This is a genomic window from Vibrio sp. 10N.261.52.C2 (genome assembly GCF_041471425.1).
GTDB classification, from domain to species: domain Bacteria; phylum Pseudomonadota; class Gammaproteobacteria; order Enterobacterales; family Vibrionaceae; genus Vibrio; species Vibrio crassostreae_C.
Window position 1 is genome coordinate 83,965 of record NZ_JBFROH010000023.1, and the last position, 26,713, is coordinate 110,677.

Here is a 26,713-nt window from a genome sequence, read left to right on the forward strand (position 1 = left end):
TTATGCCTCAGTCAGGTTACGGCTTTGTTTGTTGCGTTTAGCGACTGATTTTAGGATCAGTAAGCCAACAACAGCGATCAGAACGGTGTTACCCGCAGCAATGATAGAGAGTTGAGTGAAGACTTTAGTAAACGGTTCTGCATAAAGGATGGTATCTAGGAATGCAGAGCAGCCGTAACCAACCACATTACCGGCAAGGGCAAGTATCACAAACAGCGCGAAGTCCTTCATAGGCAACTCACCTTGCTGAAGGCGGTTCTTGGTCAACATCGGGAATAAGCCGATAACCATGCCTACGATACCTGAGCCTAAAACCCAAGTTAACCACACCCCCCAGCCTGCGAACAGATCCGTTACCCAGTGACCGATAAAGCCAACTAAGAAGCCAACAATAGGGCCGAACAAAACAGAAAACAGTGCTAGAACTGCCATTGCTGGTTTCAATGTCGTGTTAGCAAACACTGGGACACCAAACATAGGTAAACCACCAATGCCGTACAGTGCCGCGCCAATGGCGATAACGACCACTGTTTTAGCTGAAAAGTTCATAGATAACCTCGAATTCTGAAAAATAAAGCAAAATAAAGAATAAATATTCGCCATTATTAATATGCGTCTCAATGAGAACGTTTTTTGGGCAAATATAAAAAATAAGGCGCGCATTATACAGTAGAACCCTTCCATAAGGGAAGGTAAGTGTCTAGATGTCTAAAATTCCATCTGAACACCTAAATATCGTGTAAAAAGCGTAATTTTACGGTTAATCCAGCAACAAAAAAGCCAGAGCGAGTCTGACTTTTTCATTCGTCTTAACAATGTGTTAAGCGGGTTCGTCACGTACCTTTGACCGTTTAGTGGTCTAGGTATAGATAGTTTTGCCAACTCTTCATGCGAATAAGGACCTTGCGCATGATTGAAACGTGGGTGAAGCTGTCAGAATAAACGGCAACTTCAACCGCGGTACCCATAGGTAAATGGTAGTCAGACAGGTCATCAGTGATGGTCATTTTAGCAAATACGCGTCCATTAGTACGAAGTGCATTGGTACCAATAAGTGTCCCGCGCGCTTGAATTTGACTCTCACCAATAGCTGGGATTATTTCATCAATGCGTCCTTTGAAAATCTTGCCTGGTAGTGCTCTGAATAAAAATTCAGCTTCGAAACCAGGATGCAGTCGTTGCAATGAGTTTTGTCTGAATGCTGCGATGTAGTATTTTTCTTCCGTATGGACAAATGTCATGACAGGAGCAAGAGGTAGCGGTACAGCCATTACGCCTGGACGCAGTGCTAGTTGTGTAACATATCCATCCGTTGGTGCTCTCACGACCGTTTGGTCAAGGTTGAATTGAGCCTTACGTAAGTCTGCAAGTAATCCTGCCACTGCGGTGTTCTCGCCACCAATTTCAGAATTTAGAGCGATCTGAGCTTGTTGTTGACTTGCTTCTGCTACTTTTACTGCTGCTTCCGATGCCTTATAAGCTTGTCTACGAGTATCCAATTGTTGTTCGGTAAACGCACCACTTTCAAAGCCACGCTTATAACGAGAAAATTCGCGTTGCGCTTTGTCTCTTTCTGCAATCGCTTTGATTTTAGCAGCTTCAGCTTCAGCAACTTGAGATTCAAGCCCAAGTGCTCCTTGGCTTGCTTCTTTTACTTTCGCTTCGAGCTTAGCGACTTCTGCTTCAAAAGGGATAGGGTCAATTTTAAAGAGGATGTCTCCTTTCTTTAAAGGAGAATTCGCCTCAACAGGAACCTCAATGACTTTACCTCTAACGCCTGAAACAATTGGAGTCGTTGAGTAAACTTGGTTGCCAAGTTGTGTGAAAGGATGGTTGTAGTTCATTAATAGGATCAATGTTCCTACGATGACCACACCACCGAGCACTGCGGTAGGCACTGTCCATTTGTTTAGTGGGATATTAAATACTTTGAAAATAGTGATACAAAGTGCCGCGTAGGTCATTATCAGTAGTAAATCCATTACTTAGCCTCCTGATCTTGAACGTTGTTTGACTCTTTTTTTGTGCTGCTTTGTTTAGTATTTGCTTGTTTGAGCTGTGCGATCTCTTCTTGAAGGGTGCTAACTTGATCGATTAAAACATCCACTCGGTGATGAATATCGTGCTGCTCTTCTTCGAGTTTTTCGAAGCCCCAGCCTCGGTCTTTCCGCCATAATGTTGCCCAAATCCATAGAAAGGGCCAAATTGTGTGCAAAGTGAATAGGCTAACCCAGCCTGAGACGTGAATTGCGTCTTGGTGAGGATGATTACGTTCTTTGGCTATTTCATAAGGGATATCGTGAATAACGATGATGCCGTAAAAGATGACTAGAGCAACGAAAATGAGTAAGCCGAGTGCAAAGTAGTCTAAAAACATAACAGATCCTTGTAATGTTAGATGTTAGTTATAAATATAGTACGTTATCATCCAAGTAATTGTTATAAAAATGATTTGCTGAGTTATAAATAATGAGTGTTCGCTTCTAATGTGAGCAAAACTATTGACGAATCTTATAAAATCTCATCGCGTTTGAAGAGGCTATTTCGGCTTTCTGGTTGGTATTTTAGCTGAAATGATGACAGCTACGATTCTAAATGACGTGCACAACCACAAAGGATAAACACGGATGTATATAGGTGAATTGGCGGCTATTGGTGCTGCGATTGTGTGGGCGTGTGCGACATGGATTTATGGACAGTTTGGTCATCGCTTCTCTGCGATGCAATTGAACATTGTTAAGGGTATAGTGGCGTCAGGGATGATGTTGCTGGTGATGCCTCTTATTCCGATGCCGGAGTTTGAACTGAGTACCAACCATTTTCTGATATTGGCAATTTCAGGTGTGATTGGCATTGCGATTGGAGATAGCGCCTATTTTGCGGCGTTGAAAAGAATCGGTGCCAATAAGACGCTGTTACTGGAATCTTTAGCCCCGCCTCTTTCTGGTGTGCTGGCATTAATGTTCCTGGGCGCTGTATTGACAGTGCAAAGTTGGCTCGGTGTCGTGATTACAACACTAGCGGTGACCTTCGTTGTCTTCCAGCCATCAAAATCGGCGAGCGGTGAATCGAATAACAAAGCGCAGTGGGGTGGCATTGGTTATGGGCTTGTGGCGAGTGTCTGTCAGGCATCTGGTGTGGTTATTTCTCATTACGCGTTAGTGGCGGGTGATATCCCACCATTGTTAGGTGCTTTGATTCGCCTGACGATTGGCGTGTTTGCTGTGATGCTGATTATCCCTTTCGTTGAAAAGAAGCCGTATTCATCGATAAAAAGAGATTTATGGGAAATGACCAAGCTCGATAAACTGTGGTTACTAGGAGCAATCTTTGTCGGGACGTTTCTCGCTCTATGGCTTCAACAAGTGGCGTTGAAGAATGCTAACCCTGCGATTGCACAAACGTTGATAGCGACCAGCCCGGTCTTTATTTTGGTGATTTATGCGCTGAAAGGGGAGAAGGTGTCAAAGCAAAGTATCATAGGCACACTTGCCGCCCTTGCTGGTATTTCTCTGTTCTTTTATCAATAAGCAGTTGGCCTAAGCTACAGAGCTATATGCCACTACTCTGTACACACTTGATTACGGCCGTTGGCTTTAGCTCGGTATAGCGCTTTATCCGCACGGTAGAAGGTGCGTTGAGTATTCTCTCCGTCACGATGCAAAGTGATACCAATACTCACGGTCAAACCACGCTCCCCAAGTATTTCATGCCATCCAAATTGGAAGATGCGCTCTCGATAATTTTCAGAGTGCATTTCTGCCTTCGGAAGATCAGTGTTCTCTAGAATGACGAGGAACTCTTCTCCACCAAATCTGACACATGACGCGCCTCTAAACTTAAAGTATGAACGTAGCTCTTGAGACACACTAACAATCGCTTTATCGCCCACTAAGTGACTCAGTTCATCATTGATAGACTTGAAGTGGTCAATATCAATAACCATCAGTGCGAAAGAGGTATCGTGCAACAGCATGTCTTTCAATTTCACATCTAACCAGCGACGGTTGTGTAACCCTGTTAATGGATCTGTGAATACGTCTTGTTGAAGCTGAGCAACCGCATTCTTGTGTTGTTCCGTTGTCTCTTTCAGCTCTTTGTTTTCTTGTTCAGAGAGAATGAGTTTGAGTTGTAATTCAAAACGGGACAGGCGGCGTAGTTGGCTTGCACCGAGTTCACTGATCGGGATCTGCTTCATCAGATCGGTTTCAATTCGGTAGCCTTTTTTCTCATAGCTTAGCGCTTCTTGAAAACGCCCTTGATTCATACACACATCACTCAGCGAATCGTAGAATCGTTTTGCAAGTACTGGCGACGAGTAGGCTTTCACGCGTTTGTCTGTGCTCGACAAAATCATGCTCGCGTAGTCTTGCTTGCCGGTTGCACTTAGGCAATGTGAGAGCTCTAGACGAGTCATGGTTGCAAGCCAGCTTGCTTGAGTGCTGTTGGCTGGGTATTGAACCTTAGACAGACAGCGTAGCGCTTCATGGTGTTTTTTCTTAGCGCGCAGCACCTTTGCTTGGTAAAGCAGTATTTGAGCTGTGAGCAACTTGTCACTGACCAAAATACTCAGTTCTTCGCACTCATTCAGTAAATCGCTGGCTGCTGTAATGCGATTGAGTAGAAGTAGGCTTGCTACCATATGCAGCTTGAATTTGAGGCGAAGTGAGCGACTGCTTATCGCATGGTCTATGCTGCTGATTTTTTGGTAGTAACGAAGTGCTCTGTTGTGATCGCCATAGGAATCACACAGGTTGCCCATGCCTAAAATAGCTAATACATACTCATCGATATGACCGTGTTCAACCGCGATAGTCGATGAACTGACGAATTCATTGAGTGCTGAGGTGTAATCACCAGTTTCAACTAAGCGGTCACTTAAACTGGTTTTGACTGTCAGAATATCTTCGATATCGGCAGGAAGGTGGAGCAGATCGAGTGCTCGTCTCAACTCTTCGATACTGGTTTGATTTTGTTGTAACTCGGCACGGTATTCAGAGCTAATGATATAGCAGTGCGCTTGCTCTGTTTGCGTTGTCGAAACGTGCTGACGAATGTGGTTCCAGAAGATGATCGCTTCTTCACCTGATACTGATGAAGGGTCTAAACCGGCGTCTGTGATCTTGCTTAATAGAGTTTCCATTATTCTATTACCTCAGCATCGTCTTCTTCTAATTGTTCAAGCGTGAACGGGAACGTCAAAATATCATTGAGGCTGACGGTCGGTTTCGAACCCTTTAGTCCTTTTCTATGCCATGGATAGATATCAAGCATGGTGCTGAGAGTTTGGAAGGTTTGCTCTGCGGCTTCGCCTTTTTCGGAAAGCATAAGGGCCACACGTTCAGAACTTAGCCTTGCGATGAAGTCATTCTGGTTACATAAAGCATGAGCAATCTCGGTACAGACATCTAAGTAATCAGTATCGACATGATGGAACATAATGATGCTGTGGTTTGAACGTTTAAGCTCTGTCTTGAACAGCACCAACTTTTCCCACCAAAAGGTTTCAGAGACAACGTAAGAGAGGTGCTTTTCAGGATCGTACTCGTGCTGACCGCGAATACGATTAATCAGTTTTCGTGCTCTCTGTTCAAGTTGGCGTTTTGAACTGCGTGCTTTGTCCAAACCGACACGTGTCGTTTGCTCTTTGAGCATGCCGATAGAATATTGACGGTACTTTTTAAAGGCGACGAGCGCGGCTTGGAAGTCTTGGTTTTCTTCCGCCACCAAGGATTGTTGGTAACAGATTTGGCTCAGCAACTCGCCATTATCGAACTCGTTTGCGGATTGTTCTGCGAGCCTCAGTAATTCCGCCGCTTGTTCTGGTCTTTTTCTCAGGAGCTCCAATCTAGCTCGGCTGATGTATGAGTGCGCCTTCATCCAAACTAGGTTGTGTTCAACTGCCAGATTGTGCGCTTTGGCCGTGGCGCGCTCCGCGTCATCTAAGCGTTCAAGACCAAGTAGGGCAAGGCCTCGAAAGTCCCATACCTCTGCATGCCAAGTGTTATCTTTATGGTCTTTTAATGCTTCTTCTGCACCGTCCAATACCGACAGCATTTCAACATAGTTGTTGAGCAGGTAGTAATCCCACGCAAGCAGTATTCTGGCTTTACCCTCTAACCAACCAATGCGGCTGTTGTTAGCAACTTTAACGGCAAGCTGGTGGGTAGAACGTGCAAGTTTATATTCGTGGGTCATCCGCCAAATATTGCCAAGGCCAATGAGGCATTCAATTTGAATTTCGACTTCATCAACCAACGCGGACTGCTCTAAAGCATTGATCCAGAACTGTTGGGCGGAATAGTACTTGGCTTGTCCCCAGAACTGGAGCGCGTGTAAATGGAGGATTTCAGGGAGAAAAAGGTCGGTATCTAATCGGCTTTGGCGCTTGTAGGCTTCCTTGATGTATTTTAAACCTTTTTGGTAATCCATCAGGTTCCAGCTACATCTTGCCATTAACATTAATGACTGGATGGCACCCTCTTCAAACAGAACTTGCTCTGATCGGACTAGGCACTGTTGGGCAATCTCTAGGATCACCGATGGCTCAGAGTCGACACGAGTTTTGAGTTTTTCTAATTCTGTTTCAAGAAGGTACTGATTTTTGTCCAAGACTTACATCCATGATTATCGAACATATTGATAACACAATCATTATAAGAGTGTAATTTGAGATAAGCACCAATTATCTTTCGTAGAGCGTCAAAGGAACATCGATCTTTTCTAATTATGGGTGTTACCTCATGTTGTCGCTTTAAAATCAATGAGTTCCCGAATAATTACCTAGAGGCTTTGTTGCTATGAAAGTAGTTGCTTTAGAGTTAATGGCAGCTCCCCTACGCCTAAGCGTTGTGCTGCCGTGAGCCCTTGCTTATCTTGGTAGCACAGATTGTGCCAAGCTCTAAATATGTCGAGCAATGGAAGAATGCCCCCAGGACGAAGCTTACGTCTGGGCTCATTAATAAAGCTATCAAATAACAACTGAAAGCGCTGTTGATAGAACTTAGTTTGTTGAATTGAGGCTGTGTTAAACCACTGTTTTGGTTCTGGATTGTTACCGGTTAGGTAGCAGATACCTTTCTGGTTATCACCCTGATTGGCAATAGCCCAGCGATCTCGCCACCAACTCATGTGAACGATGTCGATCTTTTCAAAACTTTGGTCGTCTTGCCAGCCTGAATCTTCTTCGACATACATGAGGTCAATATTTTGACTCTGAATGCGCGGCAAACATACACTTAAAGCGGCAGATCTTAGTAATGGATCTTGTGGCATATAGATGGCGACATGCTTGTCTTCGTTACACATATCCAACACATGTAAGAAGTGAGCATAAGAGGTATAAGGCGGTCGAATGAGAGCGCCTTTTGAAGGGTAACTAAATGTGGTGAGGTTACCCATAGGGTCCTCAACGTTACCTCTCGCAAGAATCACTTGGTACTGCTGTTCAATGCGCTCTTTTAGTTTGTCAGAGGGCTGAGGCAGTTCGAGATTTGCTTCTGAAGAGTGCTCTTTGGATACAAATCGTGCCACATCATCATAAGGGTTATGGTCGACGTTTCCTGATGGTTCTTCATTTTGAGAGTAGTTAACGTGTTGGCAAAGTATATAGCCAGAATGCGCCTCGCCCGTCGCTATCCACACCACACCGTTGTTACTTTGTGGTTGCAGACGCTGGTAGTGAGATGCGAACTCGTAATCTTTCGCATGGTTAACCCATCGTGCATCGATCATCGCTAATTTACGACGACAACGGCTCGCGATATGGTCAACATGATCATAGAAAGTCTTTGGGTTGATCTCTAATTTTCGGCAGATTTCACGTACGGAATAGCCCATGAACAGTAAGCCCATGAGGTTCTCTTGAAATTGGAGTTTTTTATTGGATCCAGACCATTTATCAACGAAGGTTGTTTGGCAGTCTTTGCATCGATAACGCTGCCTGTCGCCACTGTAGCCGAAGGCATGATAAAGATGTTTATGGGTATGAACCGATAAGCCGAAGTTATCGCAATCATCATTACGACAAGCAGGGAGCCCGTCGCTGTGAAGTTGTCTTAGGCGATGAAGTTCGCTTAACACTTCACGATTGTTAAGTAAGGGGGGGAAAGCTCCACATTCACGACAAACCATCGCTGGACGCTTAGGGTTCGCGTGTTGCAAAACATACCGTTTTGCATCGCTCAAGCCAAAGTTGTCACACGCCAATGTTTTACAAAAGTTGAGTTGCAAACCATCCGCATCTTTTGGCAGCTTGTCGTTAGACACGATCTCCCCCTCGGGATTATTTGAGCAGCCAAGCGAGCCTGGCTGCGGGGTAACGCTTTTCAATGTATCTTTTATCAAATCGTTAGATGTTGATTGCTGTCTCTAGAGCAACTTTCATCATGTCGTTGAAAGACTTTTGACGCTCTTCAGAACTTAGTTTTTCACCACGGATGATGTGGTCAGATACTGTTAGGATAGTTAGTGCTTTAGCACCAAGGTCTGCAGCAACGCCGTAGATACCAGCCGCTTCCATATCAACACCTAGGATGCCTAGCTTTTCCATTTTTTCGAAAAGGTCAGCTTCTGGAGTGTAGAAAAGGTCTGCAGAGAATACGTTACCAACTTTAACTGGAACTTCTTGTGCACGAGCTTGGTTTACTGCTTCTTCTAGAAGACCGAAATCAGCGATAGCAGCGAAGTCGTGGTTGTTGAAACGAATGCGGTTTACTTTTGAGTCAGTAGATGCACCCATGCCGATAACAACGTCCATTAGTTTAACGTCGTCACGTACCGCGCCACAGCTACCTACACGAATAACGTTTTTCACGCCGAACTCAGCGATTAGCTCGTGTACGTAGATGCAGCATGATGGGATACCCATACCGTGGCCCATTACAGAAACTTTCTTACCTTTGTAAGTGCCTGTGTAGCCAAACATGTTGCGAACGTCACAAACTTGCTTCACGTCATCAAGGAATGTTTCTGCAATGTATTTTGCGCGAAGCGGGTCGCCCGGCATAAGTACTGTTTCTGCGAAATCACCAGCTTGAGCATTAATATGAGGTGTAGCCATGGTCGTTCTCCAAAGTTTAAACGGTAATTATAGGAACAGGATTTAATCAATTACCGATTCTGTTGAATTGAATTCGTTTTGTTGAGGCAATATTAGCGAGTTAGAACGTGGCTCCATGAGACTTTAGTCACAAAATAGGTCTGCCATTATAGTTTTATTAATATTGATAACCAAATATGTTGAAAGCGTAAAGGCAATCGATTTTGTATGGGTAAATTGCAAGTGAATGAGAAGAAAAGGCTTACATATAAACTTGTTGCCTATTAGTTTCGAGACAACAATACGTTGTAGAGACGTTTGATCAGAGATAATCTAAACTTTGATAAAAGACAAACCAAGGATTTGTATGTCGTATTGCGTTAACTCGACGCCTTTGCAGTCAATGAAAACACGACTCCACAGGGCGGCGTCGCTTGTTGTAAGAACTACTTTGCTTGCCAGCGGGATAGCTTCATCGTGGGTGTCTGCTGCAACCTTTGAATTGCCACCAACGGAAAGCCGCATTGTGGGCAGAATCCAGCAGCATGAAGTGGCGGCGGGCGAAACCTTGGCCATCATTGCCAAGCAATACGATATTGGTTTTCTCTCTTTAATGGCAGCCAACAAAGGGGTGGATCCTTTTCTTCCCGCGGAAGGCTATGTGTTAAGCATTCCAAGCCGCTTGATTTTGCCTGACACCCCAAGAAAGGGGATTGTCATCAATCTTGCTGAGTTAAGGTTGTATTACTTTGAGCCTGAGAAAAATCAGGTGCATGTTTTCCCTGTCGGCATCGGTCGAGTGGGGCGTGATACTCCCGAGATGATCACCAAGATAAGCCAAAAAAGACCGAATCCAACATGGACGCCACCAAATTCAATCCGCAACGAGTATCTTGAAAAGGGCATTGAATTACCGAGAGTGGTTCCTGCCGGGCCGGAAAATCCATTGGGAGAGTACGCTTTGAGGCTTGCTTATGGCGCTGGCGACTATTTGATCCATGGTACAAACAAGGATTTCGGGATAGGTTTACGAGTTAGCTCTGGTTGTATCCGAATGGAACCTAAAGACATTGAGTGGCTGTTTGAGCAAGTGAACCGTGGTGAACAGGTCACCATTATCAATGAGCCGATTAAGGTGTCATTAGAGCCTGATAGAAGTGTGTTTGTAGAAGCGCACGAGCCATTAACTCGAAGTGATGGTTCAAAGAAATCATTACAGATCCCTGTGGAACTAAAATGGTGGCTTGAAGACGCAGAACTGCCAAATTCAAAGGCGAAAGCGGTTATCTTTGCTCAAAACGGCGTACCTGTAGAGATAGCACCACCTGTGATTGAGTTTTAATTCGATTGCCTCTTCTGCAACAAGGGGCGGTTTTATCTTGTTTACTCGCATTAGTGTCACCCAAAAAAAGCACCACATCCGATAAGAAGTGGTGCTGTCTATATACTGCTTTTTGCGACTTATTTAATCTACAGCTTAATCGCGATTAGATCTCAAACTACTTAGTGTAAGACTCAGCGATGTTGTCGATGCGTTCGTTAGCACGATCCGCTTCTTCTTTCGCTGCCATAGCGGCTGCTTCTGCTTCTTGAGCCTTCATTTCTGCGGCTGCTTTGTCACTCTTAAGTGCTTCAACTTCGCTTGTAAGTTGAGCCACTTGGTTAGTTAGTTGATCCATTTCTGACACTGCAGCTTCTTCTGGTTCTGAAGAACAACCGGCTAAAATGAAAACTGATGCTGCAGCTGCGATTAACGTCTTATTCATAAGAACTCCTTGCTTATTTATCATCAAAAGATGCGCTATACATTCTTTATCATATAGTCGCTTCATTAATGATTGTAGCGACTAATTTTTTAACTGCAAAAACAATAACTAAAGAAATTGCTAAATTTTTGAGTTAATTAGCTAAGTATCACGTTGTGTCTCATTTATGAGATGAAGGATTTAGAGACGACTTGAAGGTGTTTTTGGAGAGCTATCCCTTTGCTAGCAATGCATACGTTGTTCTAGCTAAAGATAGATAAAGGGATAAATTTACTGTGATCTCTATCCTTATAAAGTACTTTCGCGGTATCATGTCACGTTAAATTAATTTTATTCAATACCATCATGACTGGAGAGTCCTTTGCACTTTAAAGATTTAGGCTTAGATAACCGCTTACTGAAGAACTTAAAACATTACGACTTCAAGAAGGCGACAGAGATCCAATCAAAAGCGATCCCTGTTGCTATTGCTGGTAAGGATCTATTGGCTTCATCAAAAACGGGATCAGGAAAAACATTGGCGTTTGTGTTGCCAATGATACATAAAGCATTAAAAACAAAAGCGTTTTCTGCTAAAGATCCTCGTGGTGTAATTTTGGCTCCTACTCGTGAGCTAGCGAAGCAAGTTTACGGCGAACTGCGTAGCATGCTTGGTGGTCTGTCTTATGAAGCGGCGCTTATCTTAGGTGGTGAGAACTTTAACGACCAAGTTAAAGCACTGCGTAAGTACCCTCGTTTTATCGTTGCGACTCCAGGCCGTCTTGCTGACCACCTAGAACATCGTTCATTGTTCCTAGATGGTGTTGAAACGCTAATCCTTGATGAAGCGGACCGTATGCTTGATCTGGGTTTCGCTCCAGAACTTCGTCGCATTGCCAATGCAGCTAAACACCGTCGTCGTCAAACGTTGATGTTCTCTGCAACGTTAGATCACGCTGAAGTAAATGGCATTGCAAATGAAATGCTAGACGCACCTAAGCGTATCTCTGTTGGTGTTTCTAACGAGCAACACTTAGATATCACACAGAAATTCTACTTATGTGATCACCTAGATCACAAAGAAGCGATTTTAGACCGTGTACTGGAAGAAGCTGAATACCGTCAGGTAATGATCTTCACAGCAACACGCGCTGATACTGACCGTTTAACAGATAAGTTGAACGAGAAGAAGCTTAAAGCGGTAGCACTGAGTGGTAACCTAAACCAAACGCAACGTAATGCTATTATGAGCCAGTTCGAGCGTGCGGTTTACAAGATCTTGGTAACTACCGATGTTGCTTCACGTGGTATTGATATTCCAAACGTGAGCCACGTTATCAACTTTGATATGCCTAAGCATACGGAAGAGTACGTGCACCGTGTAGGTCGTACTGGCCGTGCGGGTAACAAAGGCGATGCGATTTCTTTGGTTGGTCCAAAAGACTGGGACAGCTTCAAGCGTGTTGAACTTTACCTTCAACAAGATTTGACCTTCTCTGTACTTGAAGGCCTAAAAGGTAAATTCAAAGGCATTAAGCCACGTAAACCTGCGTTTGCTAAAGGCGGTCCTGCTAAGAAGAAGACCAACACTCAAGCGAAGAAAACGCCGAAGAAACCAGTTAAGCGCGATAAGAGCTTCCACCAAAATGTGGCCGTGGGTGATACCGTGTTTATCCCTAAGAAGAAAGTCGCACCAAAAGTGGACGACGAGTAATCACCAGCCAGTTTTAAAGCGTTTGCTAGTAAAACTGACATAAATAAAAACCGCCAATATTAGGCGGTTTTTTTGTATCTCGACCTTGGCTCAGCCATTACTTTTCGATATTTAGTTAGAAATTGAACGTCGAGAACGAATACGCCAAGATGTGGTCGGCAATGTATTTATGAGTAGCTGTAGTTGGGTGTGTCACGCCCCAAAATACATAACTGTCTGAACCATAGGTGGCACAGTCATTGGTTAAGCTGTGGCTTCGCAAGTAGTCCGCGGCTGAGCTTCGATTGATATTAAGACAAGCATCACTCGCGTTTCGAAAGCCATGTTGTTCTGGGTTATCGGTAATGCTGGCGAACAACGCACTTGCATCGAACAACACCACGTTTTTCCCCATACCTTGGTAATACTCGGCTTGAGCTTTGATGAACTGGTTGAATTCTAAGATCTTGCCACGAACTTTTATTATCTCTTGTTCGGTAGAGTATTTGAATTGAGGGGCTTTGGTTGCATCGGGTAAGGTGAACAGCAGGATATTGTTCGCACCAGATTCTGTTAAGCGGATCAGCGCGCTGCTAAAGTCAGCCTTTACATCGGCGACTTCTCGGTTGTAATTCATGAAGTCATTGAGGCCAAACTCTAAAGTAAACAGTGAGTTTTCCGGACGATAGTTTTTGGCGACTTTCATGTAGGTCAGATAAGAGGTGACTTGATCATAAACACCAGTCAATGCCACGTATTGGTTGGTACCTGCGGCGCCACCCACAGCCCAGTTATACAGAGGGACATCTTTCGCTTTTGCTAAATACTCCGTCCAGACTAAACCATTCGAAAAGTGCCCTAAAAACCACGAATCTGCGTTCGGAAAAACCCATTGTGAGCCATTAAATAGATTACCAGTGTCGGACAGGCTATCACCAAAGGTGACAATACGATTGATGCTACTGGCTTGAAAAGCGTTGTCGTTGGTCCAGATTGAGTGGTTGTAAGAGAAGCGATTATCTGCGGCAAAGTAGGTGATGTCAGCGGCGTCATGTTGGATGTCGAGCGTCTGTTCGCAACGTTGTTTAATTTCCGATTGCGGGGCATCGCTGTAGAACATGTTTTTGAATGAAACGGAAGACCACCAATATCCGTTGATCGTGTAGTAATCACCATTCTCTTTCTTTGCCCACTTCCAGTCGGTGGCTGGGGAGTCATGAGAGGCATCGGTTCGATACCAACATCTAACATATGAATAGGTCTCTGAGCCTTGTGCACTGAGTACTTGTGCAGATGTAATCGATTCAGGTGTTGGTATTGAGTCTTCAGCGGCATAAGCGCCAAAAGGCAGGGCTAACGTGAGTATTAAAGCCGTATTTTTCATCACTGTATTCTCTTTTATATTTAGATGAGCCAAACAGAAACGCTGTTGCTTGATAAGTGGATAAGTGGATAAGTGGATAAGTAAATAACTGGTACGACCTATATCTAAAATCAATAATTAGCGTCAATATATTCAGGGTTGTGGTGTGTCGTTAATGGAATAAGCATCAAGTTATCAACGAGTTTTGGTTGAAAAATACCTGTTTCCAAACGGTTATTTGTCGAATAATTTTGGTTTATTGAGAATGTTGAATTGATATTTGAGTCGGGATATTGAAAGAACAATCTCATCAACCTTAGTTAAATGTTAATTTAATCAATTGCTTATGTTTTTTCTCCTGATTCTGTTTGCCTGATGTTCATCGCACCTGTTTAATTCAAGTTCGCCATCACAAATATGAAGTCGTTACTTTCTGTTTTATAAAATCATCATCTACGGTTCTTTTACTCATCAGAGGTCTAATCTGTTTAAGGAAAGAGCATTGAAAAAGATATTAATTTGGACGATAGCCTGCCTATCCAGTTTTGGCGTATATGCCGGAACGAGCGCATCAGCATTAGAAGCCAGCGGATACACTGAAACGAAATACCCCATTATGTTGGTACATGGTCTGTTTGGTTTCGATACATTAGCGGGCGTTGACTATTTCTATGGCGTACCTGAATCCCTAACCAAAGATGGCGCGAACGTATATGTCGCTCAGGTCTCTGCAACCAACAGTTCAGAGGTCCGTGGTGAACAGTTACTCAGCCAAGTTGAAACGCTGTTAGCTGCAACAGGAGCAAGTAAGGTGAATCTGGTTGGTCATAGCCACGGTGGGCCTACGGCTCGTTATGTTGCGTCAGTTCGACCTGATCTTGTTGCTTCAGTGACCAGTATTGGCGGTGTGCATAAAGGTTCTAAGGTCGCTGATCTCGTTCGAGGGAACGTATCTGAAGGCTCTGTTACAGAAGGTATCGCGGTTAAATTAGCAGGTGGATTAACGACACTGATTAACCTTTTATCTGGTGGAACGGATCTCGACCAAGACGGCCTCGCTTCTCTTGAAGCATTGACCACAGAAGGCTCGCTAGCCTTCAACCAGTTTTACCCTGAGGGCGTTCCGACGTCTGAGTGTGGCGATGGTGAGTGGCAAGCAAGTAACGGCGTTTATTACTATTCATGGACAGGGTCTTCCACTTTTACCAACCTTCTTGATCCTACCGACGGAGCGATGACAATCCTAGGCTTAGCCTTCAACGAACCTAATGATGGCTTAGTAGGAGCATGCAGCGCGCATTTGGGCAAAGTGATTGGTGATGATTACAAAATGAACCACCTAGATGAGATTAATGGGTTATTGGGAATTCACCACTTGTTTGAGACAGATCCTGTAACTCTATATCGTCAGCATGCCAATCGATTGAAGTTGGCTGGCTTGTAGTCTGCAAAGCCGTTTAATAAGAAAACAAGGGAAGTATGATGAAAAAGACCGCCATTTTGTCGATAACCACGATAGCCCTGATGAGCACAGCGGCGGTCTTTTTATATCTAAATAATCAAGATACACATACTGACGACGAACAACGCGTCTCCTCATTGAAAGTCACCTCTCAGCAAGATACCGACATCGATAACGCATCAGCAAAAGACATGATGGAATATTTCGTGTCAGGTAATACAGAATTAACCCTTGAAGATATTCGAGACAACGTGGCGAAACACCACGAACAATCATCAACAACCGTGGTTGATGAAGCACTGTTTGCCAAATATCTTGAGTATAAGTCGGCACTGACATCGTTGGACGTGCAGTTCGATACCACATCCATTTCCGCTGATGATCTACGTGCACTCAATCAAGCGCTCCTTGACCTCCAAGCTCAGTTTTTCAGTGAGAGCGAGATAAGTATTCTGTTTACGCACGACAACAGAATGAGAGAAATCGCCTTAGAAAAGTTACTTCTGAAACAGGAGGGATTAGAGGATGAAGAATACCAACAAAGACTCGAATCCTATCTATCTGAGCAACCTGATTATGTTCAGTCGAGTCACCAGAATCAGGTGTTACTCCAACAGCTCTCTAGCTCTGAAGGTCTCGATGAACAGGGTAAATACTTAAAGAGAAGCGAACTTGTCGGTGAAGAAGCAACCCAGAGACTTGAAGCACTTGATAAACAAAGAGCGGCCTTTGAAGACTCGTTAGAGGTCTACTTCGCAGAACGAAATGATGTCTTGAAAGATTCATTCCTATCAAAAACCGAACAACAAGAGAAGATTGCGCAACTTAGGACTGAACATTTCCTACCAGAACAGCTTAGAAGGGTAGAAGCGATTGAAAGAATTCGAGCGGCTGAATCTCGTCAGTAGTGTCTAAAAGCGAAAAACCAGCCATGATGGCTGGCTTTTTGTTTATCGGCGAGTTCTAAATAGCATACAGCCTGAATCTGTTTGCCTTGAACTTCGTACCTTGAAGCCTATACCTTAAAGTAATCCAACTGCTGCTTCTGTTGTTCTGCTAGGTTAGATAGCTCGTGGCTTGCTGCAGCGGCTTGAGTAATGCCGGTTACGTTTTGGCTTACTAAGCTGTAGATATTTGAGATATTACGGTTGATGTCTGAGGTTACTTGGCTTTGCTCTTCAGCGGCAGAGGCAACCTGAGTATTAATCTCAGTCATGTCCGTTACCGAGTTAGCAATGCCTGAAAGCGCCGCGCTTACTTCACCTGCAAGAGTTTGGTTGTGTTCCAGCATAGCCAGTGAGCTGCTCATGCTTTCATTCGCGTTACCGGATTGAACCTGCAAACCTTCTATGATGGTTTGGATCTCTTTGGTTGAATCTTGTGTACGTGCCGCTAGCATTCGAACTTCATCAGCAACCACTGCGAAACCACGACCGCTTTCACCCGCGCGAGCGGCTTCAATTGCTGCGTTAAGCGCCAACAGGTTAGTTTGTTCAGAGATACTTTGAATCACCTCAATCACTTTACCAATCTGTTCAGAGTGCTCTTTTAGCGTACCCACAACATTTGCAGCTTCGCTTAGCTGAATCGCCATCTGTTCGTTTGCTTTGTTGCTTTCATTAAACAAGCTCATGCTGTGTGTTGCCATTTCGTCAGCTTGCTTAGACGCTGAGTCAGCTTGTACTGCATTCTCATTAACGTGCGATGCAGTACTTTCAAGTTGGTTCACAGCAGAAGCGACTTGCTCCACCTCTTGCTTCTCTTGGTCTGAGTTAACGCTCGATTGTGTCATTACAGCCGCTAATTCTGTCGACGCAGAAGCCACTTCGATACTGATTCGAGACAGCGAGCTTACCGTGTCACGCAATTGTTCAACAGACTGGTTTACGTCTTGCGCTAGGCGTGAGATTTCGTTGTCGCCATACTCTTCTGCTTTAACCAACAAATTACCTTTTGCTACTTCTCGCATGGTTTCTTGAATGTTGCTGATCGGCTTAACAATGATGCCAGCCAGCGTCCAACTGATAATTAGTGCTACAGACAGGATCACCAACAGTGCAATGGTCGCAGTAGTCAGTGTGCTAGCGTGTTGCTGGCCGTTGATGTCGACTTCTTGAGTGGCAAGCAAGTTCAGCTTCTTAGACAGAGTGTTGATCGCTTGCACCATTTCGTTACCCGCGTGACGATATTGGTCGATTGCGATCTGATAGCGGTTATCAAAGTCAGAAGGTAGCGCTGCGCTGCCATGTTTTGCTCTTAATAGAGGAAGCATAGTGGTGCGAGAAAAGTCGACGTAGTGATTCATCGCTTTGCTCATTGCGGCCACTTCATCTTGCATGCCTGGCACTGTGTCTAATGAGTTCAGTAGGCGAGTATTTTGGTCGCGTTTTTGGTTTAGTGTTTCAACCAGTGTTTTTACGTCATCAGCATTGAATAGGCTGTAGATCGCTTTGATGCGCATGCCATAGCTGTTGTCGACGATTTCACTGAGTTCTTCTTTATGTAGGATGAGTTGATCGGTTGCTGTTGATACATCTTTAAAAGCGTTTTCCAGTTTGTCACCACCGATGATGACACCCGTCAAAAGTAATACGACAGAAAAGAGTACTGGAATGAGAATTTGTATTTTGATTGATAAGCCACTGAGAAGTTGGCGCATGTAATGTCCCTCTTTGAATAAATAAATGAGCAGAAGCAATTGTTATTATTGTAATTAGCAGGTGATTCTAACTTCTGAGAATGACAATTCAATCAGTAATGAATTCGATTTTGATATATGAGATAGATATTTGATAAATTTTGAATATTTATTGTACAAACAAGGCTTTAGCCATTTTTAATGTAGGGTTATTTGGCACAGAACCTTGTGTGGTATTAGGTAATAAAATAAAAGGGATGGCGAGATATTGAGCGGTTTAGCTTAAATAGGTTGGAATGAATTTTCGGTGCCTATGAGTGGGGCTAATTTATTACTTTAAGGCTATTTGGTAGGGGAGAAACAAGAAAATAAGTTGTAGTTGTCATATAGGCTTCAATTAAGTGAAACACAACTGTCATATTCAGATTCTAAAGTAGGCCTCGTTCAAGCAAAACACAACATTACGGCAATAACGCCACTAAAGGAAATTTGTGATGAAAAAGACAGTTATCGGTGCAATCGCACTACTAGGCGCTCTAACAGTGAATACAGCTTCAGCTAAAGAAACTATCTCTGTAGTTGGCTCTAACAGTGCTTCTCCACTGGTTGAAGTTTTTGCAGAAACCTACATGAATAAAGGCGAACCAGTGTTCATCGAAATTCAAGCACCAGGTTCTTCTGCAGGCATCAAAGCAGCAAAAAATGGAAGTGCTGACCTTGGTATCTCTTCTCGTGACCTAAAAGAAGAAGAGAAAACAGCTGACCTGAAAGAGCTCGTTATCGCTCGTGACGGTATCGCAGTTGTTGTTAACCCGAACAACGAAGTATCTGCTCTTACTGCTGAGCAAATCACTTCAATCTACAAAGGCGACATCACTAACTGGAAAGATGTTGGCGGTGCTGACAAGCCAATCGTAGCAATCACTCGTGATACTGCATCTGGTACACGTGGTGCATTCGAAGACATCATGAAACTTAAGAAGAAGATTGGCGATAAGAAAGTATCGGCTATCTCTCAACGTGCACAAGTTGCAAACGGTAACGGCGCACTTAAAGTTTCTGTAGCAAGCAACCCATACGCTATCGGCTTTATCTCTCTAGGTACAGTTGACGAATCTGTTCAAGCTCTAACTATCGACGGCGCTGCTGCGACTGTAGACAACGTTAAGAACGGTTCTTACAAAGTTGCTCGTCCTTTCCTAGTTCTTTACAAAGATGGCGCTCCATCAGCTGAAACTCAACAATTCCTAGACTGGATGGTTGCAGACGAAGCTCAAGCTATCTCAGCTAAAAAAGGCTACATCACAGTTAACTAATCTTAACTGACTCAATCTTAATTATTGCTCAGCCTGCTTTAGGCTGAGCCTTTTCTTTCAACTTTGTTTATTTCGAGCTCTTATTGAGCCACAAAGTTTGAGATTTTATATATGACCATCGCAAATAGTGAAAAGCTTATGAATACTGAAGCGACTCAAATCAACAAGCCAAGTCTACGTGCTAAGAAGCGCATCGACTGGAGAGAAAGAATCTTCCACGGCTTGTTCTTATCGAGTGCTGTAATCGGCATCGTATCACTAGCCGTTATCGCTTACTTTATCGTTGCAGAGAGTATCCCTGCATTCCAAGAGGCTGGTGTTTCTGGCATCGTTCTGGGTGTTGACTGGTTACCTCCAGCTCTATTCGGTGTTGCAACCATGATTGTTGCATCGATTGTTTCGACACTTGGAGCTGTAGTTGTTGGTGTGCCAGTTGGTGTATTAACCGCTATTTTTATTGCTGAGATTGCTCCAAAGCGTCTTGCAGATATTATTCGACCAGCAGTTGAGCTTCTAGCGGGTATCCCGTCGGTAGTTTACGGCTTCTTCGGTCTAGTAATTATCGTTCCAATGATTCAGAACGTTTTCCAAGTACCAGCGGGTAACACTATCCTAGCGGGTATCATTGTTCTGGGTATCATGATTCTTCCTACCGTTATCACGGTTTCTGAAACTTCGATTCGTGCTGTACCTCGCACATACAAAGAAGGTTCACTTGCACTGGGTGCTTCGAAAATCTACACGATTTTTAAGCTACTCGTTCCTGCTGCACGTTCAGGCATTATGACTGGTGTGATTTTGGGTATTGGTCGCGCACTTGGCGAAACCATGGCAATCATCATGGTTATGGGTAACGCGCCAGCAATGCCAGAAGGCATTTTGGACTCTGCTCGTACGCTAACAGCAAACATTGCAATTGAAATGTCTTACGCAAGTGGCGTTCACGCTAACGCACTGTACGCAACAGGTGTTGTACTTCTAGTGTTCATCATGATGTTAAATGGTGCTCTACTTTATCTTAACCGTGAAAAAGCGAAGTAGGCGAGGATAAGTAATATGGATCGCGTAAAACTAAAACAAGCACGTCAAACCAAAGATAACATCCTAAAAGGTTTTATCTGGGCAGCTGCAGCTGTAACCGTTGGTTTCTTATTCTGGATTATTTGGTACATCCTATCGAACGGTCTGCAATACGTAGATTGGAACTTCATCACTGACGATTACACTCGTACTGGTGAAGAACGTGGTATTTTCCCAATGATCATTGCCACGATCTACATGGTAATTGCATCGATTGCGGTAGCCGCGCCACTAGGCATCATGACGGCGATATACCTAACTGAATATGCGAAAGTAGGTAGCCGATTGGTGAAAGTGATTCGATTCTGTACTGAGTCGTTAGCTGGTATCCCATCGATCATCTTTGGTCTGTTCGGTATGACCTTCTTTGTTTCGATTCTTGGTCTTGGCTTCTCGATTCTGTCGGGTGCACTAACGCTAAGTATCCTGATTCTTCCTGTAATCATTCGTACTACAGAAGAAGCATTGATGGCAGTGCCACAAACTTACCGCGAAGGCTCATACGGCCTTGGCGCTTCAAAAATCTACACTATCTGGCGTTTGATCTTACCAAGCGCAATGCCAGGTATCTTAACTTCGGTCATTCTTAGTATTGGTCGTGTAATTGGCGAATCAGCACCTGTATTTTTAACAGCAGGTATGGTGGCACGTGTTCCTGAGTCGGTATTCGATTCTGGCCGTACACTAACGGTTCACCTATATAAGCTGACAACAGAGCTATTTACTATCGATGAGTGGAACCAAGCCTACGGCACGGCGACAGTCCTAATCGTACTGGTTCTCTTGATCAACATGGTTACAAAACTGATTGCGAGACGCTTCAACACGGCAACTTACTAAGCTCATTAGCTGGCTCATAAATAAAGCGAGCCCCCGTGATAAAGAAAGCATCAAGTTAGACACGAATTTAAGAATTTAGAGATTACGAACATGAATAAATTTGATATTGAGAACCTAGATCTGTTTTACGGCGACAACCAAGCGCTTAAATCTATCAACCTGCCAATTCCAACTCGCCAGGTTACTGCTCTGATTGGCCCGTCTGGCTGTGGTAAATCAACACTATTGCGTTGTTTGAACCGCATGAATGACCTAATTGAAGGCGTTACGATTAAGGGTAAGCTGGATATGGATGGCACTGACATCTACGGTAATATCGATGTCGCTGACCTACGTATCCGCGTAGGCATGGTATTCCAAAAGCCAAACCCGTTCCCAATGAGCATCTACGAGAACGTAGCTTACGGCTTACGCGCTCAAGGTATCAAAGACAAAAAGCACATTGATGAAGTAGTAGAAAGCTCACTGCGCAGTGCCGCACTTTGGGACGAAGTAAAAGATCGTCTTAAAGCACACGCATTTGGCTTGTCTGGTGGTCAACAGCAACGTCTATGTATCGCTCGTACCATTGCAATGGAACCGGATGTAATCCTGATGGATGAACCTACATCGGCTCTTGACCCAATCGCGACACACAAGATTGAAGAATTGATGGAAGACCTGAAGAAAGACTTCACTATCGTTATCGTAACGCACTCAATGCAGCAAGCGCGTCGTATCTCAGACCGCACGGCTTTCTTCCTAATGGGAGAGCTTGTAGAGCATAACGAAACCAGCGTTATCTTCAGTGAACCAAAAGATGATCGTACTAAAGGTTACGTAAACGGTGACTTCGGTTAATCGACGATTTACGTGTGGTATTTAAGCGATTAGATACCTTTACACACTAACTGAAACGCAGGTTAGATAATCGAATAGAACAACAGAATTATCACTATAACTATAAGCGATGGAAGTTTTGCCCCACTATAGGTGGGGCTTTTTTATGTGTCTAAAAAATCCCCAATGTCGATGTGATTTTGGGCAGAGAATCCCATTTTTGTCGTCCTTCTCATGCTTGTGATAATGTTAAAGGTGAAACTGCGACCCGCTTAACATCTCATTTTCACTTACATTGATTGCATATCAAGCCTTCTGTATTTTTGCTTTATTCTTAATCGCCAATGGAAGGAAGCTGTGCCTGTTAAAGCCTTTGCAAAACAAATATCTGCGACACGCGACCATCGTCTGTTGGCTGAGTCTCTTTTTGACTATCTGGTTAAGGTACTTACTCCAAAAGGGATAGGAATATTTGCTGAACCGACGCCGGAGAGCGACGCATTACCGCTTTTTTCTTATGGCGACCTAACCTCATTGGCGAGCTACCCCTCTACATTTTGGCCGTGGGTCTCACAGTTTGATACCGCAGACGGGGTTTTGCCAATGGCTATCAACACCTGCAAGTGGGAACACATGAAAGTGCTTGGTGGGGAGTCGTTTATCATGATGCTCGACAACGCACCTGCCTCCAGAACTTATTTAATTGTTCAAAATTGCAATGCTGAGAAGGTTAATCAAACCTTTGACCAAGATCTTGATGTGTTACAGCTCGCGGCTGCCCGTTGGCAATGTATTCGTGCCGAAAAGAACGCGGCGCTAGAAATCAAACACAGAGACACACGTGAAGCTCAATACTTAGATGAGATAAAGTTACGTGAGCTGTTTGTAGAGAACATGAAGCTGGTTCATCAGGTCGCGCTTGAGCTTTCTAACCCTGAGTCACTCGATGCTTTGTATAAAGCATCGGTTGAGGCTGTGCGAGACAGGTTAGGGTTTGATCGTGCGATCTTCATGTTGCTTGATATGAAAAAGCGTTGTTTCAGCGGAACTTATGGCACTGACGAAGCGGGTAAAACCAACAGTGAACACCACACTCAATACGATTTGCACCAACTTGAAGCGGAATACATTGAAGCGCTGTCTGATAACCATACTAATCTAGTCATCATCGATAATGCGCCCCTGTATACAGAAGGTAAGGTGGTCGGGCAGGGGTGGAATGGCATGCTTATCTTGCGTGAAGGCGACAAACCTGTCGGCTGGATCGCCATGGATAACTACATTCATCGCTCACCGATTACTAACTATCAAAAGCAGATGCTTGAGTCTTTTGGCTCTTTGCTTTCTCAAATCTATATTCGCAAGCGCCAAGAGCAGAACATACGTATGTTGCACTCGAGTATGGTTGAGCTGTCTCGATGCGATAGCGTCAGTGAAGTCTGTAAGTCCGCGGTTAGTTTTGCGATTCAACATCTAGGTATCGATCGACTGGCTGTTTTCCTAACAGACAAAAAGTGCAGTTACATGCAAGGTACTTGGGGCACTGACATCAAAGGCGATATTGTCGATGAGTCCTATTATCGCTCTGAGCTGGTGGAACGTGACATTGTAGCCGCAGCTCGTGCTTGCCCTAATCAAGTTGCCTTTGAAGAATCAGTTCCTATCTATCACGATTTCAATATTGTGGGAGTCGGTTGGACGGCAATGACCATGCTCACCACCAATACGGGTGAGCCGATTGCGTTTATCGCTGCTGATAACCTATTAACTCGCAGTCCTTTAACCTCACAGCTTCGTGAGGTAATACGTATCTTTGCTTCGAGCCTTGCTGAGGTGCTGCAAAGAACCATGGCTCAAGAAGAACTGAAAAAGCTCAATGAAACATTGGAGCAAGAAGTCAGTAAGCGTACCCAAGAGCTAGAGTTGGCGAATGAGCAATTGGATATCATTTCTAAGCTAGATCCTCTTACGCGCCTTGGAAACCGCCGTATGTTGTCGCAGGTTCTAGAAGACTTGAACGGTGACGATCAAGGTGCCTTTGCCTTACAGAACGAAATTACATTTGGCTTGATTCTTGTCGACCTCGACCACTTTGGTTTGTACAACAGTGTCTATGGTCATACTGAAGGGGATGCGGCTCTGAGGACGGTAGGTGAGATACTGAATGCCCATGTTCACAATGATAAAGAAACCTTCTGCCGGATTGGCGGAGAGGAGTTTATGTTGTTGATGATTGGCACGAATCACTCAGAGACAAAGCAACGTGCAGAGTCGATTAGAAAATGCATTGAAGAGGCAAAAATCCTGCATTGTGAAAGTAGCACCAGCCCATATTTAACGGCATCCGTTGGCTATGCCTCGATAACTTCTGATCAGCACCAGTTTGACTTCGACCTACTGTATGGCAAGGCAGATAAAGCCTTGTATCAAGCCAAAGACTCTGGGAGAAATCGAATCGTTTCTGCCTTAAAACGTAAAAAAGTCACAGCCTCTCTTTCTTAAAATAAAGGCCGTTGATCTCAAGATGATCAACGGCCTTTGTGTTTTACTGTTCTTGATGAACAGCGTCGACTAAAGATTTTCTAGCGAACTATTATGCTTTTTACTCGCAACTCTCTTGGGCTTCTTCACCGTTTTGATTGCCAGCTCAGGGCTCCATGTTTGGGCTGGTGAACCGGCTTCACCATAAAGGCTTTGGTTTAGCTTGGTGAGTTCGGCTTCAACGGTTTGTAACGTCTCATCACTTAGATCTGTATTTTCAGATTTCCATTGCTCAAATAAGGTTCTGGTCATCACGCCATCTTTCGTTCTTAGAGCTTCAATAAGCGCTTCTGCGGTATCTGATTGACGTTCAACAGTGTGTGTTGGTTTTGTCGTTACACCGCGGCGTGACCAGAAGTAGAATGCCAATGCTGAGCTGATTAGCCACAAAGCTGCAAATAGGGCGGTGAGATAAGGCCAGAACCCTGGGCTATCGACGTTAATCACTGTTGGTGCTGTTTGTTGGAGCGGCGCGCTAGCAACAGGAGGTGTGCTTGATACAACACGATCACTTGCTGTTACTGATAGCTCTAGGCCCTGAGCTTTACTGGTTTGTTCTGATTGGGCATCAGTATTGAACCAAGCTTGGGAAACATCCGGAAGTGAGATGTTTCCTGCCTCTTTTGGGATTAGAACCTGTTTATGCACCACCACCGCATCGCCGGACTGTGTTGTGCCAAATTGCGGTTTTTCTTCATAAACACGAACCGATTTAGGGTAGGTGATATTCAGTTTTGGTAGTTGGTGCTGCGTTAAGTTACTCGCCGTCATGGTGATGGTACGAGTTAAAGAATCCCCCGCTTCTATTTCGATGGCTTGCTTGTCGCCTTCTAATCCATTGGTACTGGTTAATTCGTTACCTTGGCTATCCGACCATTGCTGTATCAATTTGAAGTTTGATGTTGGTAACCACTCACCCTTGTAGCCTTTTGGCACATCCTTTACGGTGACATCTAAGGTTTCAACGGGTGTGTCGAGTTGGAACAAACGTGTTGTACTAGAGTTATTGGTTGAGTAGACAACAGCTCCTGTTAGCTTCGGCCCGTTAAGCTTAAACTGTCCGGCCTTTTGTGAAGAGATACGGAAAGACTGTTGAACTACCGTCACCTCCTTTCCATTGAGAACGTCTTGAAATTGCTTCGATTCCCCAATAGGTTCCACATCTAAGCCTGAAGAGCTCGGTGGCGCGATTTTCGGATCTTGAAGCCTTCTTGGATCCGCTTTAATGATCAGCTTTACATCAAGCTCTGCGGTCTCTTGTGGGTATAGTGAGTTCTTGCTGAGATTAAGTTGAAACTCAGCCATGTCATGTTGAGTTGGCGCCGCTTTATTAACGGCGACATTGATGGTGATAGGCTTGGTTTTAGCCCCTTCAATGTCAAAGCTAGGGATCTGTATCCGGCCTAAGCGCAGTGGAGCAAGGGTGATGTTCCACTCGCTTGACACCGAACGGCTGCCATTGACGATTCGCATCGACGAGCCAAAGCTTGGTGTACCGACATAGAAGTCCTGCTGGAGCGCTGTTAGATCTAGAGCATCAGAGGAGACCTTTTCATCGGTTGCAACTCTAAGAAGGAACACTTCATCTTTGGTGACACTGTTATGTGAAACGCTCGCCACGGCGTTTGCAGCCAATACTGAGAAGGACGAGAAAGCTCCCAACAACAATGTTAGGAGTACGGATAAAAATGGCTTGTTTAAAAATCGCATGGTTACCACTTTTTGTTCTGGTTGTTAGGAGCACTTTTTTGTCGTGCTTGTAAAATCATTTGCGCTTTAAGCAGTTGGCTCGGGTCACGGGCGCTTTCTACTTGCTCAAGTTTTCGCATGTCAGGGTCGCTCGACAGAGGTTGATCTGAGGTTTGTGCTACAGCTTGCTGACTACTTTGCTCACCATCTTCTTTTGAAGCTTGTTGTGCGCTAGCACTTTGAGGTGTAGCGCCTTCTTGGTCACTCTGTTTCGGCTGATCACTGTTACTTTGTTGCGTGGCTTGCTTGTCGTCTTGTTTAGACTTTTCAGAGTCAGAGTGATTTTCAGGTTGGCCTTGAGATGAGTTTTGGTCTTGGCTACCGCGTTGATCTTGGTTACTGCTTTGATCTTGCGACTTGCCACTGGAGCTTTGTTGTTGATCCTGAGAGCTTTGCGAAGAATCATTTTGCTGACCTTGCTGACCTT

At 44.3% G+C, this 26,713-nt stretch carries 21 protein-coding genes and 1 pseudogene; 10 read left to right on the forward strand and 12 right to left on the reverse strand.

All coding sequences use genetic code 11. The annotated features are described in order from the left end of the window. From AB4307_RS09905 to AB4307_RS09915, 3 genes are all read right to left on the reverse strand, one after another. Positions 1–549, reverse strand: a complete 549-nt coding sequence (locus AB4307_RS09905; RefSeq protein ID WP_017072411.1) for an ECF-type riboflavin transporter substrate-binding protein — start codon at positions 547–549, stop codon at positions 1–3. 302 nt (positions 550–851) lie between these two features. Next, on the reverse strand, positions 852–1,982 hold the full coding sequence (locus tag AB4307_RS09910) for an HlyD family secretion protein (RefSeq protein WP_017061874.1): 1,131 nt from the start codon (positions 1,980–1,982) through the stop codon (positions 852–854). Further along, positions 1,982–2,377 carry a DUF3302 domain-containing protein gene (locus AB4307_RS09915; RefSeq protein ID WP_017061875.1) on the reverse strand — a complete coding sequence of 132 codons (396 nt, stop codon included), beginning with the start codon at positions 2,375–2,377 and terminating at the stop codon, positions 1,982–1,984. Before AB4307_RS09915 ends, AB4307_RS09910 begins: the two co-directional genes overlap by 1 nt. 250 nt (positions 2,378–2,627) lie before the next feature. On the opposite strand from AB4307_RS09915, the gene AB4307_RS09920 reads away from it, so the two are divergent. After that, positions 2,628–3,530, forward strand: a complete 903-nt coding sequence (locus AB4307_RS09920) for a DMT family transporter (RefSeq protein ID WP_372131756.1) — start codon at positions 2,628–2,630, stop codon at positions 3,528–3,530. 32 nt (positions 3,531–3,562) lie between these two features. Here AB4307_RS09920 and AB4307_RS09925 read toward each other — a convergent pair whose 3' ends face one another. The 4 genes from AB4307_RS09925 to deoD form a co-directional block, all read right to left on the reverse strand. Next, positions 3,563–5,143 carry a GGDEF domain-containing protein gene (locus tag AB4307_RS09925; protein WP_017061877.1) on the reverse strand — a complete coding sequence of 527 codons (1,581 nt, stop codon included), beginning with the start codon at positions 5,141–5,143 and terminating at the stop codon, positions 3,563–3,565. Then, positions 5,143–6,612 (reverse strand): hypothetical protein, encoded by a 1,470-nt coding sequence (locus AB4307_RS09930; protein WP_017061878.1) that lies wholly within the window; start codon positions 6,610–6,612, stop codon positions 5,143–5,145. Before AB4307_RS09930 ends, AB4307_RS09925 begins: the two co-directional genes overlap by 1 nt. Positions 6,613–6,798: 186 nt before the next feature. Next, positions 6,799–8,268, reverse strand: coding sequence for a lactate dehydrogenase (locus tag AB4307_RS09935; protein WP_017061879.1), 1,470 nt, complete (start codon positions 8,266–8,268; stop codon positions 6,799–6,801). Positions 8,269–8,350: 82 nt separating this feature from the next. Next, complete coding sequence (gene deoD, locus AB4307_RS09940) at positions 8,351–9,061, reverse strand: purine-nucleoside phosphorylase (RefSeq protein ID WP_017061880.1); 711 nt, start codon at positions 9,059–9,061, stop codon at positions 8,351–8,353. Positions 9,062–9,407: 346 nt separating this feature from the next. On the opposite strand from deoD, the gene AB4307_RS09945 reads away from it, so the two are divergent. Then, the gene (locus AB4307_RS09945; RefSeq protein ID WP_029235199.1) at positions 9,408–10,382 is read left to right on the forward strand and encodes a L,D-transpeptidase family protein; all 975 of its coding nucleotides are present in this window, start codon (positions 9,408–9,410) and stop codon (positions 10,380–10,382) included. A gap of 157 nt (positions 10,383–10,539) precedes the next feature. Here AB4307_RS09945 and AB4307_RS09950 read toward each other — a convergent pair whose 3' ends face one another. Further along, a complete protein-coding gene (locus tag AB4307_RS09950) occupies positions 10,540–10,806 on the reverse strand; it encodes an Lpp/OprI family alanine-zipper lipoprotein (protein WP_017061882.1) in 267 nt (88 codons plus the stop codon). 361 nt (positions 10,807–11,167) lie between these two features. On the opposite strand from AB4307_RS09950, the gene AB4307_RS09955 reads away from it, so the two are divergent. Continuing rightward, the gene (locus AB4307_RS09955) at positions 11,168–12,499 is read left to right on the forward strand and encodes a DEAD/DEAH box helicase (RefSeq protein WP_017061883.1); all 1,332 of its coding nucleotides are present in this window, start codon (positions 11,168–11,170) and stop codon (positions 12,497–12,499) included. Positions 12,500–12,614: 115 nt separating this feature from the next. On the opposite strand, the gene AB4307_RS09960 is transcribed toward AB4307_RS09955, so the two are convergent. Then, complete coding sequence (locus tag AB4307_RS09960; protein WP_372074510.1) at positions 12,615–13,862, reverse strand: SGNH/GDSL hydrolase family protein; 1,248 nt, start codon at positions 13,860–13,862, stop codon at positions 12,615–12,617. Between the two features lie 481 nt (positions 13,863–14,343). Here AB4307_RS09960 and AB4307_RS09965 point away from each other — a divergent pair, with 481 nt between their 5' ends. Together AB4307_RS09965 and AB4307_RS09970 are read left to right on the forward strand one after the other, a co-directional pair. Continuing rightward, a complete protein-coding gene (locus AB4307_RS09965; protein WP_050547032.1) occupies positions 14,344–15,285 on the forward strand; it encodes a lipase family alpha/beta hydrolase in 942 nt (313 codons plus the stop codon). 38 nt (positions 15,286–15,323) lie between these two features. Then, complete coding sequence (locus AB4307_RS09970; RefSeq protein ID WP_372131758.1) at positions 15,324–16,211, forward strand: lipase secretion chaperone; 888 nt, start codon at positions 15,324–15,326, stop codon at positions 16,209–16,211. A 107-nt stretch (positions 16,212–16,318) separates the two neighbouring features. On the opposite strand, the gene AB4307_RS09975 is transcribed toward AB4307_RS09970, so the two are convergent. Further along, positions 16,319–17,962, reverse strand: a complete 1,644-nt coding sequence (locus AB4307_RS09975; protein WP_372131760.1) for a methyl-accepting chemotaxis protein — start codon at positions 17,960–17,962, stop codon at positions 16,319–16,321. A 473-nt stretch (positions 17,963–18,435) separates the two neighbouring features. Here AB4307_RS09975 and AB4307_RS09980 point away from each other — a divergent pair, with 473 nt between their 5' ends. The 5 genes from AB4307_RS09980 (at position 18,436) to AB4307_RS10000 (ending at position 24,498) form a co-directional block, all read left to right on the forward strand. Next, positions 18,436–19,257, forward strand: a complete 822-nt coding sequence (locus tag AB4307_RS09980; protein ID WP_048609800.1) for a phosphate ABC transporter substrate-binding protein — start codon at positions 18,436–18,438, stop codon at positions 19,255–19,257. A 111-nt stretch (positions 19,258–19,368) separates the two neighbouring features. Continuing rightward, positions 19,369–20,298 (forward strand): phosphate ABC transporter permease subunit PstC, encoded by a 930-nt coding sequence (gene pstC / locus AB4307_RS09985; protein WP_017064255.1) that lies wholly within the window; start codon positions 19,369–19,371, stop codon positions 20,296–20,298. Between the two features lie 15 nt (positions 20,299–20,313). Then, positions 20,314–21,177, forward strand: a complete 864-nt coding sequence (gene pstA, locus AB4307_RS09990) for a phosphate ABC transporter permease PstA (RefSeq protein ID WP_017064256.1) — start codon at positions 20,314–20,316, stop codon at positions 21,175–21,177. A 90-nt stretch (positions 21,178–21,267) separates the two neighbouring features. Continuing rightward, positions 21,268–22,017 (forward strand): phosphate ABC transporter ATP-binding protein PstB, encoded by a 750-nt coding sequence (gene pstB, locus AB4307_RS09995; RefSeq protein WP_229648260.1) that lies wholly within the window; start codon positions 21,268–21,270, stop codon positions 22,015–22,017. Between the two features lie 336 nt (positions 22,018–22,353). Then, complete coding sequence (locus tag AB4307_RS10000; protein WP_017064257.1) at positions 22,354–24,498, forward strand: sensor domain-containing diguanylate cyclase; 2,145 nt, start codon at positions 22,354–22,356, stop codon at positions 24,496–24,498. Between the two features lie 69 nt (positions 24,499–24,567). Here the strand turns inward: AB4307_RS10000 and AB4307_RS10005 are convergent, their stop codons facing one another. Then, positions 24,568–26,247 (reverse strand): BatD family protein, encoded by a 1,680-nt coding sequence (locus tag AB4307_RS10005; protein WP_372131762.1) that lies wholly within the window; start codon positions 26,245–26,247, stop codon positions 24,568–24,570. Between the two features lie 2 nt (positions 26,248–26,249). Then, positions 26,250–26,713: pseudogene (locus AB4307_RS10010) on the reverse strand (hypothetical protein); the annotation flags it as partial.

Excerpts from the sequence above, each read along its gene's own strand:
- AB4307_RS09960 (WP_372074510.1), bottom strand. The coding sequence starts at position 13,862 with ATGAAAAATACGGCTTTAATACTCACGTTAGCCCTGCCTTTTGGCGCT.
- AB4307_RS09905 (WP_017072411.1), bottom strand. The coding sequence starts at position 549 with ATGAACTTTTCAGCTAAAACAGTGGTCGTTATCGCCATTGGCGCGGCA.
- AB4307_RS09920 (WP_372131756.1), top strand. The coding sequence starts at position 2,628 with ATGTATATAGGTGAATTGGCGGCTATTGGTGCTGCGATTGTGTGGGCG.
- AB4307_RS09950 (WP_017061882.1), bottom strand. The coding sequence starts at position 10,806 with ATGAATAAGACGTTAATCGCAGCTGCAGCATCAGTTTTCATTTTAGCC.
- AB4307_RS09915 (WP_017061875.1), bottom strand. The coding sequence starts at position 2,377 with ATGTTTTTAGACTACTTTGCACTCGGCTTACTCATTTTCGTTGCTCTA.
- deoD (WP_017061880.1), bottom strand. The coding sequence starts at position 9,061 with ATGGCTACACCTCATATTAATGCTCAAGCTGGTGATTTCGCAGAAACA.
- pstC (WP_017064255.1), top strand. The coding sequence starts at position 19,369 with ATGACCATCGCAAATAGTGAAAAGCTTATGAATACTGAAGCGACTCAA.
- AB4307_RS10005 (WP_372131762.1), bottom strand. The coding sequence starts at position 26,247 with ATGCGATTTTTAAACAAGCCATTTTTATCCGTACTCCTAACATTGTTG.
- AB4307_RS09910 (WP_017061874.1), bottom strand. The coding sequence starts at position 1,982 with ATGGATTTACTACTGATAATGACCTACGCGGCACTTTGTATCACTATT.
- AB4307_RS09925 (WP_017061877.1), bottom strand. The coding sequence starts at position 5,143 with ATGGAAACTCTATTAAGCAAGATCACAGACGCCGGTTTAGACCCTTCA.
- pstB (WP_229648260.1), top strand. The coding sequence starts at position 21,268 with ATGAATAAATTTGATATTGAGAACCTAGATCTGTTTTACGGCGACAAC.
- AB4307_RS09970 (WP_372131758.1), top strand. The coding sequence starts at position 15,324 with ATGAAAAAGACCGCCATTTTGTCGATAACCACGATAGCCCTGATGAGC.
- AB4307_RS09945 (WP_029235199.1), top strand. The coding sequence starts at position 9,408 with ATGTCGTATTGCGTTAACTCGACGCCTTTGCAGTCAATGAAAACACGA.
- AB4307_RS09975 (WP_372131760.1), bottom strand. The coding sequence starts at position 17,962 with ATGCGCCAACTTCTCAGTGGCTTATCAATCAAAATACAAATTCTCATT.
- AB4307_RS09980 (WP_048609800.1), top strand. The coding sequence starts at position 18,436 with ATGAAAAAGACAGTTATCGGTGCAATCGCACTACTAGGCGCTCTAACA.
- pstA (WP_017064256.1), top strand. The coding sequence starts at position 20,314 with ATGGATCGCGTAAAACTAAAACAAGCACGTCAAACCAAAGATAACATC.